General features: G+C 40.5%; 7 protein-coding genes and 3 pseudogenes. 4 read left to right on the plus strand and 6 right to left on the minus strand.

Annotated features, from left to right (window positions below; translation table 11 throughout):
• Positions 1-31: 31 nt before the first annotated feature.
• Positions 32-2608: a polynucleotide kinase-phosphatase gene (locus CAL6303_RS01425; RefSeq protein ID WP_015196046.1), complete on the plus strand. Its 2577-nt coding sequence runs from the start codon at positions 32-34 to the stop codon at positions 2606-2608.
• Positions 2609-2818: 210 nt separating this feature from the next.
• Here CAL6303_RS01425 and CAL6303_RS01430 read toward each other — a convergent pair whose 3' ends face one another.
• The 3 genes from CAL6303_RS01430 to CAL6303_RS30155 form a co-directional block, all read right to left on the minus strand.
• Complete coding sequence (locus CAL6303_RS01430; RefSeq protein ID WP_015196047.1) at positions 2819-3331, minus strand: hypothetical protein; 513 nt, start codon at positions 3329-3331, stop codon at positions 2819-2821.
• Positions 3332-3440: 109 nt separating this feature from the next.
• On the minus strand, positions 3441-3695 hold the full coding sequence (locus CAL6303_RS01435) for a hypothetical protein (RefSeq protein WP_015196048.1): 255 nt from the start codon (positions 3693-3695) through the stop codon (positions 3441-3443).
• 200 nt (positions 3696-3895) lie between these two features.
• Positions 3896-4042, minus strand: a complete 147-nt coding sequence (locus CAL6303_RS30155) for a hypothetical protein (protein ID WP_158333120.1) — start codon at positions 4040-4042, stop codon at positions 3896-3898.
• Between the two features lie 89 nt (positions 4043-4131).
• Between CAL6303_RS30155 and CAL6303_RS01440 the strand changes: the two are divergent.
• A pseudogene (locus tag CAL6303_RS01440) lies at positions 4132-5471 on the plus strand (transposase).
• Between the two features lie 198 nt (positions 5472-5669).
• On the opposite strand, the gene CAL6303_RS01445 reads toward CAL6303_RS01440, so the two are convergent.
• The 3 genes from CAL6303_RS01445 to CAL6303_RS29715 all read right to left on the minus strand — a co-directional run bounded on the left by CAL6303_RS01445 (position 5670) and on the right by CAL6303_RS29715 (position 9456).
• Positions 5670-6275, minus strand: coding sequence for a Uma2 family endonuclease (locus CAL6303_RS01445; RefSeq protein ID WP_015196050.1), 606 nt, complete (start codon positions 6273-6275; stop codon positions 5670-5672).
• 294 nt (positions 6276-6569) lie between these two features.
• Positions 6570-8696 (minus strand): NACHT domain-containing protein, encoded by a 2127-nt coding sequence (locus tag CAL6303_RS01450; protein WP_015196051.1) that lies wholly within the window; start codon positions 8694-8696, stop codon positions 6570-6572.
• A 397-nt stretch (positions 8697-9093) separates the two neighbouring features.
• A complete protein-coding gene (locus CAL6303_RS29715) occupies positions 9094-9456 on the minus strand; it encodes a hypothetical protein (RefSeq protein WP_238993756.1) in 363 nt (120 codons plus the stop codon).
• A gap of 258 nt (positions 9457-9714) precedes the next feature.
• Here CAL6303_RS29715 and CAL6303_RS01460 point away from each other — a divergent pair.
• Together CAL6303_RS01460 and CAL6303_RS01470 are read left to right on the plus strand one after the other, a co-directional pair.
• Positions 9715-11342: pseudogene (locus CAL6303_RS01460) on the plus strand (IS1182 family transposase).
• A gap of 9 nt (positions 11343-11351) precedes the next feature.
• A pseudogene (locus CAL6303_RS01470) lies at positions 11352-12050 on the plus strand (Tn3 family transposase); the annotation flags it as partial.
• Between the last annotated feature and the right edge of the window lie 78 nt (positions 12051-12128).

Raw genomic sequence — 12128 nt, forward strand, 5'->3', positions numbered from 1 at the left:
CCTATATGTTAAAAACACATATTCAACCTCTATGAAAATAACTATCCCCGAACTATCTCTAGTCATATTAATCGGTGCATCTGGTTCCGGAAAATCCACCTTTGCCCGTAACTATTTCCAACAATTTGAAGTTATCTCATCAGACTTTTGCCGTGGTTTAGTATCCGATGATGAAAACAATCAAGCATCATCAAAAGATGCTTTTGAATTACTCCACTACATCACCGCAAAAAGACTCGCAACAGGTAAACTAACCGTAATCGATGCCACCAACGTCCAACCCGAAGATAGAAAAGAATATATTAAACTAGCACGAGAATATCATTTCTTATCAGTTGCGATCGCACTCAACGTTCCGGAAGAAGTTTGTCATGAAAGAAATGCCCAACGTTCAGATAGACAATTCGGTTCCCATGTAGTCAGACGACACACCCAAGCGTTGCGAAGAAGTTTGCGAGGTTTGGAAAGAGAGGGTTTTCGTTATGTTCATGTTTTAAATTCTTTGGAGGACATCAATAACCTGGAAATTGAACGTCAACCACTTTGGAATAATCGCAAATATGAAAAGGGACCATTTGATATTATTGGGGATATCCACGGTTGTTGTGACGAACTTGAAGGATTATTGCAAAAATTAGGATATCTGAAGAAACCTAGCATACAGTCAGATAAATTCTGGAATTTTCCTCTGTACCACCATCCTGAAGGACGAAAAGCAGTATTTTTAGGTGATTTGGTAGATAGGGGAAATCGCATTCTCGATACGGTAAAACTTGTCTACAACATGGTACAGGCAGGTACAGGTATTTGCGTTCCCGGAAACCACGAACATAAATTGCTGCGAAAATTGCGGGGTAAAAATGTCCGGGTAAATCACGGTTTGGAGCAAACTTTAGCTGAAATTGATTCCATTCCGGAAGATATTCGGGAAACCTCTATTAAAGAACTACGAGAATTTTTCGACTCCCTAGTAAGTCATTATGTCCTCGATGGAGGTAACTTGGTAGTTGCCCATGCAGGGATGAAAAAAGAAATGCAGGGAAGGGGTTCTGGTGCAGTGCGGGAATTTGCCCTGTATGGAGAGACAACCGGGGAAATTGATGAATTCGGTTTACCCGTGCGTTTTAATTGGGCAAGCGAATATCGCGGTGATGCTATGGTAGTTTATGGACATACCCCCGTACCGGAAGCGGAATGGTTGAATAATACAATTGATATCGATACAGGTTGCGTTTTTGGTGGCAAATTAACTGCGTTGCGCTATCCCGAAAAAGAATTGATTTCCGTGGATGCAGCTAAGGTTTATTGCGAACCCGTCAAACCCTTGGGTATTGCTAGTAACAGAACTGCACAGCAAGAAATTGATGATGTATTGCATATCGAAGATGTCCTGGGTAAACGCATCATCAATACCCGTTTGCAGAATAACATTACCATCCGGGAAGAGAATAGTATTGCTGCACTGGAAGTAATGAGTCGGTTTGCTGCTAATCCGAAATGGTTAATTTACCTTCCTCCCACCATGTCTCCGGTAGAAACTTCCCAATTACCGGGATATTTGGAACGTCCCGAACAAGCTTTTACCTACTACCAAAACCAAGGAATTACGGAGGTTGTCTGCGAAGAAAAACACATGGGTTCCCGTGCTGTAGTTGTGGTTTGTCGGGATGAAACAGCCGCAAATCGACGTTTTGGTGTGATTAATGAAGGCATCGGGATTATCTATACCCGCACAGGAAGGAAGTTTTTCAACGATGAGACTTTAGAAACCGAATTATTAACCCGTTTGAATACCACACTCACCGACAGTAACTTTTGGGAAATATTTAACACCGACTGGGTATGTCTAGACTGCGAATTATTACCCTGGACAGCAAAAGCTCAAGGATTATTAACCAAACAATATGCACCTGTGGGAATGTCATCAAGATTAAGTTTGGGAAATGCGATCGCACTTCTGGAAAAAGCCCAAAATCGAGGTGTAGACATATCCTCCCAACTCGATAGTTACAAACAACGGGCAGAAATGGCGAATTTATACGTCGATGCTTACCGTCGTTACTGCTGGAACGTTGGGGATATTTCCGACATCAAATTAGCTCCATTCCATATTTTAGCTAGCGAAGGGGCAGTACATACAGATAAGACCCACACCTGGCACATGGAGGAAATCGCTAAAATTGCCAAAACAAATCCGGAATTATTGCTAGCAACCAATTATCAAGTAATCGATTTAACAGATGTTAACAGTAAAAATAGGGGAATTACTTGGTGGGAAGAAATGACCGCAACCGGGGGAGAGGGAATGGTTTTCAAGCCTATGGAATATATCGTCAGGGGAAATAAGGGAATTATTCAACCAGCGATAAAGTGTCGCGGGAAGGAATATCTACGAATTATCTATGGTGCCGAATACGACAGCCCAGAAAACTGCGAGCGTCTGCGTCATCGAGGACTATCCCACAAACGTTCCCTGGCAATGCGAGAATTTGCCTTGGGAGTCGAAGCATTATCAAGATTTGTGGCAAAAAAACCCTTGCGGCAGGTACACGAATGTGTGTTTGGGGTACTCGCATTGGAAAGCGAACCCGTCGATCCAAGGTTGTAATCAGTTTGATATATGCCAAGGAGGGAAAGGATTACGCTGACTGCGTTAAGTTGGGAAGAAAGATTATGTGACGGTATCTCAAGGAGATTTAAGTTGCTCTATAATTTCTGTTAATTCCATACGACCAATTAGATTGATTTAAAAGTTCTTATACAACTATTTATTTTCTCACTTTTTGTCCGTATGGGAACGAAGAATTTGTGCTGAAAATTAATCCCACCAATAGGAAATAACGACTGCATCCCTATCGCGTTGTTTATCCTCTCCCCATAATGCCCCTTCAAATCTATATCTCAACTGCCGCTTGAGTCGAAAGCTGTAATTTTCATCCGCACCATCGGTTACATCCACCGAATCTGCTTGCCATTTCTTCCCAAAATCTACTAGTTTAGACACCTTTGTATCTTGATTTTCTGTGAGGATATACAGGGTATCTGCCGGATAGTTAACAAAGTGGATAATACTATCTTCTGGCATTGGACGATAATTAGCCATCGCAATCAATGTATCAATTACACCACCAAAACTTAAACCATTTTCATCTGGTGCAAAAATTGGTTTTGTAAACAAAAAGCTAACCCACAATTCTGGATGTTGGGAAAGGTCAGTAATTACTTGTTCTCCATAAAAATTATTGAATTGACGCTGCCAAACTAAGGCTGCAAATAGTTCTTGGGGAGAATAGGATTGAGCGATAGCTTGAATTTTTGTTAAGTCCAACATGGTTTTATCCCAGTTTCAAAGGCGATTTTGGAGATTTGGTATAACGATGTGCCAATCTCTGAATCGCAAAGAAGGTTTCGCTGTTGAAAAACACATCGATTTATCTTTATCAATCAGAAAAGTTATCGACTCGAATATCCCTCCAAATATCAGAAATTTGCCATCCTGAGTTACCAATGGATTGAACTATGGGGTTATCCCGCGCTGGAATATAATTAGATTCTGTATTTTCTATAATTAGGTGTTTTTGCTCTTCTCTCACCTCTGGAATATCCTTAGCATCCGGTTGAATATTTTGTTCTTCATCTTCTATTTTTTTAATTTTAAGCAGAAGTTGCTGTTCCGATTTTTTGATTAGTGTCATATCTGAATTTTAAAGTAGGAATAGGATTTAACTTGTTGTATATCTGCGAAAACACAGATTTACCATTTTACATCTAATGGTAAAACATCACGCACTTTAAGAAAAGTTAATATTTCCAATCCCAAGTATGAGATAAAAATATCACAGCCCAAAACAACAACTATAGGGTTAAATATTACTAGCCACTTTTGGGAAGATTACTATAAATACCTTGTTTCTGCTACGCTATCGCCCTGCCAATTTAAACGTCCTGCCAAATCGGAAAAATCGTAGGGTTTTGTTTGGGGAGTATCTGGGATGCTTGGATTCACAACAACAACTACATCAACAGTCAATACCTTCGCCAAAGTAAGAGGATGAAGAGGAAGAGGTAGGGCGTTTCGTAGTAGAGTTATTGTCTCTCACAACGACAACTCAAAAACCACTATGTGCGCCCATGTTTGACATTTTATCATTGTTACAGTGCTTCCTGCCGCAGATAAATGCTACAACGATGAAGCAATTGAACCAAATAATCTTGGCAATGTTAGCGATGAGCGGGCGAGTCACTATGTTGGGAATTTCTCGTTGGACAGGTAGTGGTGGTAGTTATCGGACGATGTTGAGATTTTTTCATACGGTAATCCCTTGGGCGACATTGTTTTGGCTATTTTTCCGCAAGCATTTGTTCCGTGCAAATGAGGTTTATTTGCTTGCAGGAGATGAAGTTGTAGTAAGTAAATCTGGGAAAAAAACTTATGGGTTGGATAGATTCTTTTCCAGCCTAGTAAGTAAGCCAATATCAGGGCTATCTTTCTTTACATTATCATTAGTAAGTGTTGAACAAAGGCACTCATTTCCGATTCAAATAGAACAGGTAATAAAGAACGATATAGAAAAAGTAGTGTATCGCCAAGACCAGAAATAAAAGCCAAAGAAAAACGTGGACGTGGACGACCAAAAGGGAGTAAAAATAAAAACAAGACCGAAGTAATTCTCACATCTGAATTACTCAGAATTAAGAAGATGATTAATGAGCTAGTCAAGCTGGTAGCTAACTTTATCCCACTGACTTACTTAGTCTTAGATGGTCATTTTGGAAACAATAATGCTTTGCAGATGGCTCGACAGGTCAACTTACATATAATTTCCAAGTTACGCCACGATTCAGCATTATACATACCTTACCAAAATCCTGACCCTAATCATCGTTCACGCCGTAAATACGGAGATAAACTAGACTGGCGTAATATTTCTGATGAATATTTGCGTCAAAGTAGTATCGAAGAGGATATCCAAACCGATAGTTACCAAGCTACTTTACTGCACAAAGAATTTGCCCAGTCCCTGAATGTAGTTATTTTGGTGAAAACAAATCTGAAAACTAATGCTCGCAGTCACGTAATTCTGTTTTCTAGTGACCTAAAGTTGTCATCTGAGAAAATAATTGACTACTACAAACTACGCTTTCAGATCGAGTTTAACTTCCGTGATGCCAAGCAATTTTGGGGATTGGAAGACTTTATGAACATCGGTCAAACTGCGGTGACTAATGCTGCTAATCTAGCATTCTTTATGGTTAATTTATCTCATCATCTTCTCGCTGATTTCCGCATCCTGAATCCTGACTCCGGCATTATTGATCTTAAGGCTCATTATCGTGGCTTTCGATATGTCCATGAGATCTTAAAAATGCTTCCAGAAATCCCTGAGCCTATTTTATTAACCCGGATTTTTGCCAAGCTTACTTCTTTAGGGCGTATTCATCACGTTTCTACGGGCGTTGAATCCTCTTAATTTGGCAGAGGTATTGCAACAGTACCAGATGATAATTCGGTGGGAATATCAAGGTGTAAATTTCCCAAATCATCGATAACTGCTGCCAGTTTTATAACTTTCATTTTTTCAGCAGACCCTAGATAAATATTTTATGACTTGTTAATGATGTCTAAAATCGAGCGTGATCGCTTGGCGAAACTATGAGAGATATTACTTTCAACCCCACACCCGACGCAAATTAAACACAAAACCAGGTAACACCCCCTCACCTGACAACTCAGAGGGATTGTCCAACACTTCCACCTCTACACCTGGTCGATAAATTTCTACTTGTCGCTGCTGCGGATTGAGTAACCAAGCTAGCGTTGCACCATTCTCAATATATTCTCTCATCTTCTGTTGCAATGACTCCAATCGATCTGAGCTAGACCTTAACTCAACAACAAAATCGGGGCAAATATTAGCAAAAGTTCCTTTTTGTTCAGTCGTTAGCGCATCCCAGCGTGCTTGACTTACCCAAGAAGCATCGGGAGAACGAGTAGCACCATTGGGTAAAATGAACCCCGTAGAAGAATCAAAAGCTTCACCCAAATTTTCATTTTCTTCGTACCAGCGATCTAGTTGTCCAGTGAGACTGCGGTTACGCTTCCCAGTTTCCCAACCTGTTGGTGGGTTCACAATTAATTCTCCTTGTGCGGTTCTTTCCAGTTTCAAATCTCGGTTTACTGCCGCTAAAGCTGCAAACTGTGCTTGGGTAACACGCAACCCAATGGATGATGGTAACTCCATCGACAGGGTGGGATTCTCTGAATTGGTGACCATCTTGACCTCTTGTAAAATAGAGCTTAGAGAAAAGATGCTTACCCTATTTACTGAATATATTCTACCAGTCTATAAACTTCTAAGCGATCACTTTGTTGGCGTAAAACTATTAGGTAGTGTCATACTCCGTAGGAGTGGTCTAAGCGGAGAGCGTCGCGTCTAATTATGTTAATCATAATTCCTATTTACTTTACATTTCCCCGCTACTACCCTCTGTCAAATTCAACAAAGTCTACAGCATCTGTCGAGCTATTGTAACTATTGGATACGGTTAGTTATTTCCCCACCCCCAGTTTATAAATTGGCAACTAATAACATTCTTGCTTCAATTTCTTGCCAGGTGTTCGGAGAAATTTTCATCGATGCTTGCTTGCATCTAACCATGAGCATATTAATATAAAGATAATCTTCCAAAGTATTGGATTCTTCAGACGACAAAATAGTTAATTCTGGATTTAACTGCAAAGCATTCAACCAAGTTTGAGAAACACGGGAATTATATCCTTGATGAACTTTGTAAGATTCATGAACATTCGGAGCCTTTGCTTTCAAGGTTTCCAAACTCTCCATTAATGTCGTAAAATTGATGTAAGGAAATAAATCAAACTCTTCCAACTCTTGGGCGATCGCCTTATTGATGGCACGGGTAAAAGCGCGGGTTGGAGTTGCCGGACGAGTGGGAGTGCGATTATATTGTGCCATGCGGCTAAAATTAGGATTTATTGCCCGTGCTAAATCCGATATTCGACTCATTTCTAATACATTCGTCAAACTAGGGCTGAGGAGGGTTGCTATCTCAAATGCGCTATCTCTTGCAGTTGCCAGGAATAATGCTGTAGCACGTTTTGCAGCACTAGAGAACTCTGAAGCATTACCTGTGGTTGCTGCATTTACCCAACTCATTAAAGGTCTAATTTTCCTCGCATAAATTGAGTTTGATAGTTGATTCTGTGCAGCTTTTTCCATTATTAATAATAGCTCATCTGAACCACCGCGCATTAATCCCGCAATCAACAAAAATACTTCACGCCAACGTCTATCTAATAAATGCTCGTTGACCATTTTTGCAATTAAGGAATTGTCGATAATATATTGTGCTGTTAGATATTCCTGTAGAGTCAGATGACAGAAAGAAAATACATCCTCCGCACGCTCAACCAATACACCCTGCTGGATTGCTATCGCCTGTAAAATAGATGAGCAATCGATATGCTTGGGTGCATTCAAGTTACTTTCTAAAAAGTATCTAATCTTCTCTAAAATCTCATCCTCGGAAAAAAATAATTGGTCTACCTCATACCCTGTATAAGCAATTTCTGAAAGTAGCATTTCCTGCAATTCAGTTCGCAAACCTTTATAAATCTCCTCCCGCATAATCCGTTTTTCAGCAGCCCATTCTTCTAATAATACTCTTAGAGCTTTTTTGTAAAGTGCGCTGCGATTATTGGGGAAATGTTGGGAATGGTCGTAAACTAGACATAACATTGTTAATAACAAAGGAGTATTTGCTAATTCTTTGGCACCAGAATTGGTCGCTTCGTGTAAAATTTGCCAGCATTTTTGACCAGTTTCTAATTTTTTATCTTCTTCTGATTGAAACCAATTAAAAATAAATTGCTTGATTTGAATACTATCGAATTCCGCCATCGCTACATCGGTAAAACGATAAAAATTATTCATGTATGCGGCTGTACGACAGGAAATAATAAAACGATTTTGATGGTACTTGTCGCCAAAATTCTGAACCATCTCAATCGCATGACTGACTATTTTACTGGGAACCTCATCTAAACCATCGAATAATATTAGTAATTGTCCCGATTCTAATAAATTATTTAAAGCAGATTCCGCATCTGGAAAACCACAAATATCGAATTCATGAATCAACAATTCTTCCAAAGTGATATCCTTGGAATTTATTCTTTTCATTTCGATGAAAACAGGAATACATTCGTGCTTGTATTCACCCTTATTCCCCTTCAGCGCTTCCAAAGCAATCTTTCTTAAAAAAGTTGATTTGCCAACACCGGGTCCACCAAGTACCATCAAATATTGCTTCTCATTGGCAACAGCTAAACCATCTTGCCTTGGCGAATTTTGTGATTGAAAGCTGCGATTTTCGCGGTAAGCTTTTTCCAGATTTTCAATCGACTCGAAACGACGAATATCACTATTATTTAAAAACTGGACTGTTGTATAAATTGACTCTAAAGCCACTGGTTCGCGCATTCCCAGAACTTTTAAGATACCGTGACGATCTGTATAATTTTTTATATATTGCCGAGATGCTTCAAAAAACAACTGCTGAGTCTTCAAATCGACCATCTTCCCGATTTTTGCCATCCCTTTCCAGCCTTTTTCGATAAAAAGACCAGCTAGGCTTTCAGTTGCTTTTCCGATTAGAAGTTCGGTGACAATCATGGCAGCGTTCCTAAATAACTATGATTAAGTATAATTACGGGATACTCTCTGGCTGCTGCTGTTTCCGGATTATTGAAGCATGAGTATAATATTTTGCTTGCAAATAAAATAAATCATTAAAGCTGCGTTGAGTATAAAGCTGGCTTAGTAAGCATTTACAGCTTTTTAAGCGAATTATGTTTACATATTGACTACTGTATAAAAACTAAGCTTTCTGTATTGAACTTATCCTCTGCCTGAGTATGTTCTGTTAAGCGATGCCCTTTGTTCCACTTTCTTTGGTATCGCACCCAACCTCTCCCTAGTTCCCTGCTTGCTGCAATACTCAACCTCCTGGATAATTGGGAAATTACCTGTAGGTTGTGTCCAATACAATAGTTCGTAAATACTATATTTATCACTGGTGGACACCAACAACACTTCGACAAGCCAAGACGCAAGCTACAGTGACCACACGATTTTGCCATCCCTGATAAACCACGTCCCGCTCATCTTTCGGCTCAATAAACTGGTAAACCCTTTCTCGATTATCCCTACTCCCCATCCTGCCAACGTAGGTTAACTTCAACCCCAACTTACTCAGTAGTTTCTGGATAATAGCGATCGCACTCAACCCCTCGGAAACAGAAACTCCCAAATAGTCACGGATAAAATATCGATGCTTCACAGCCAAAGCCTTCAAATTCTGCAACTCCGCATCAGAACCGCGAAACATCACCCCTGGCGTGAGAAAATAACGGATATTAAATTCCTCCAGCAACAATACAGCAGGTAATAACTGCCCCCGGTTAAAATCAGGCTTCCAAACAGCACTCTCACCCGCTTCTATCTGCGATTTAGCCCTTTTAGAATCGCGCTCAATAAGCTGTTCCCGTCCAATGGTGAGAAAATAATGCAGCCGCAGTTGTGGATACCAGCTAGAGCACCAGTCCAGTAGAAGTAGTTGACAAGATACATAGTTTTTGCAGAGGCTAATTTATAGGAGAATAAGGAGAATAAGGTATGAGGAGTGCAAACTATGCGTCCATTAATATGGGAACCTCCAATCTCCCTGTCAAGCAAAGAAGAAAAAGTTGCGAAACGTATACGCAAAGCAAAGTTATTTGTATTTTTGCGGCAAATACGACACGAATTATTTGACCCAGACTTCCAAACGGAGTTAGCAAGGGTATTCAAGGACAGTAGTGTTGGTTTATCTCCAATACCACCAGCACAACTTGCACTTGCAGTAATTTTACAAGCATATACAGGGGTTTCAGATGACGAGGCAATAGAAGCGATTGAAATGGATAGGCGATGGCAGCTAGTTTTAGATTGTCTCGATTGTGAACAAGCTCCATTTGGCAAAGGGACACTAGTTAGATTTCGTGCGCTTTTGATGTCAAAGTCTCTTGACCAGAGGATTGTGGCGAAAACAGTTGAAATGGCACATTTTCATGAAGGTTACAATCCGAAGTCGTTAAAAGTAGCCTTAGATTCAAGCCCGTTATGGGGAGCGGCACGTGTGGAAGACACGTATAATTTGTTAGGTCATGCACTAAGGAAAGCATTATTCGTAATAGCTCAGAATTATGAACAGGACGATTCTGGTGTTACAGGCGTTACAGCGACTATCGGTGCAGAAATCATCACGGGAACGAGCCTGAAAGCTGCCTTAGATTTAGATTGGGATGACCCGGAAGCTCGTAATGTTGCACTATCTACAATATTGCAAACATTAGACTCAGTTGAGTCTTGGGTACAAACAAAAAACTGATTTGGAATGAAAAACAAGCACTCAAGTCAACAAGAGCATTGAAGATGCGAGGCAAATTGAATCACAAGATGTTGAGGAGAAATCTGATGGCTCCCCAAAGCTCCGTAAAGGTGTTGCTAAAGATAGACGCATTTCAATTGAGGATGAGGATATGCGTCATGGTCGTAAAAGTCGCAAGCCAAAAAATTGATGGTTACAAACGTCATATTTTCAAAGACTTAGAATTGCAAATGGTAAGAGCTGTTGGTGTTACCAGAGCAAACGAACCAGAAGCATCTGTAACTATGGCAATTGAGTTCGACTTAAATGCCCAGAACGTAACAACTCTTGACATCAAAGAGCTACATATTGACCGTGCATATTTAGCTAGTCATTGGGTTAAACAACGCACACCTGATATGACTATTATTTGCAAGGCAATGGAAAGTCCGCAACGGTAATTTTTTTGATAAAAAATGCCTTTTGTTCTGGATTGGGAAAATCTATTTCATTCGCTGTCCCAATGGAGTTAGTTTACCCTTTAATGAGGGGACTGTTGTCCCACTTCCCCAAACACGAATGTCAAACCTGTCCTTTACGCTCTCAATGTACAGAGAGTAAGCAAGGTCGCAGTATCTCTATTCACCCTGACGAGTCTCTACTTGTAGAGCTACGGGAACGTCAAACTACACAGAGTGGACGTGAGAAACTCCGCGAGCGCGTTAGTGTTGAGCATAGTTTTAGCTCATATTGGTCAGTGGCAAGGAGATAAAGCTCGCTACATTGGCTTACGCAAAAACCTTTTTGACCTTCGACGTATGGCTGTTGTTCATAATCTCCACGTTCTTGCTCGTATGTTTGAAACTAATAATAAAGAAATTTCTAATTTTAATAATTCATACTCTGCCTGATTTGTCAATATCTTCTACTGGACTGGTGCTCTAGGCTACCAGTTCAGTCCTCGGCTAGCAGATGTGGGAGAGGCTCGCTTTTGGCGTTTAGATTCGCTTGCAGATTATGGGGTTCTAAATGGAATAGCACGCCAAAAAGTCAATACCTCTTTTATTGAGAATTATTGGGATGACATGCTACGAGTTGCTGGGTCTTTGAAATTGGGAACGGTAAGCGCGTCAGAAATTATGCGAACTTTATACCGAGGTGACAAACCTTCTGTTTTGGGTCGAGCGATTGGAGAGTTGGGACGTATAGCCAAAACTTTGTACCTATTAAACTATGTCGATGATGAGGCGTACCGTCGTCGAATTTTGACTCAGCTAAATCGAGGTGAAGGACGACATGGGCTTGCCAGAGTTATATTTCATGGTCAAAAGGGTGAGTTGCGTCAACGTTACCGGGAGGGACAAGAAGACCAACTTTCGGCTTTGGGGTTAGTCGTAAATGCTTTGGTACTATGGAATACATATTATATGGATGCTGCACTTACCTCTATCGGTTTACAGCAAAGCATAAATCAAGAGGATATAGCGCGGCTATCGCCTTTGGGGCATTCCCACGTCAATATGTTAGGGCGTTATCAGTTTTCTTTACCTCTGGCAGTTATGCAGGGAGAAATGCGTCCATTACGCGATCCAAATGACCCAAATGAGCAGGAGGATTAAAACGCTTATGTAGCAGGCGTTTCAGCCTTAGCGTAAGTTTCTGTACGATTGCTCATTTCACCCCCTAAATAAATGTTG

Origin of the sequence: Calothrix sp. PCC 6303, assembly GCF_000317435.1 — a bacterium.
In the GTDB taxonomy this organism is placed as follows: Bacteria; Cyanobacteriota; Cyanobacteriia; order Cyanobacteriales; family Nostocaceae; genus PCC-6303.

Excerpts from the sequence above, each read along its gene's own strand:
- CAL6303_RS01445 (WP_015196050.1), bottom strand. The coding sequence starts at position 6,275 with ATGGTCACCAATTCAGAGAATCCCACCCTGTCGATGGAGTTACCATCA.
- CAL6303_RS01425 (WP_015196046.1), top strand. The coding sequence starts at position 32 with ATGAAAATAACTATCCCCGAACTATCTCTAGTCATATTAATCGGTGCA.
- CAL6303_RS01435 (WP_015196048.1), bottom strand. The coding sequence starts at position 3,695 with ATGACACTAATCAAAAAATCGGAACAGCAACTTCTGCTTAAAATTAAA.
- CAL6303_RS01450 (WP_015196051.1), bottom strand. The coding sequence starts at position 8,696 with ATGATTGTCACCGAACTTCTAATCGGAAAAGCAACTGAAAGCCTAGCT.
- CAL6303_RS01430 (WP_015196047.1), bottom strand. The coding sequence starts at position 3,331 with ATGTTGGACTTAACAAAAATTCAAGCTATCGCTCAATCCTATTCTCCC.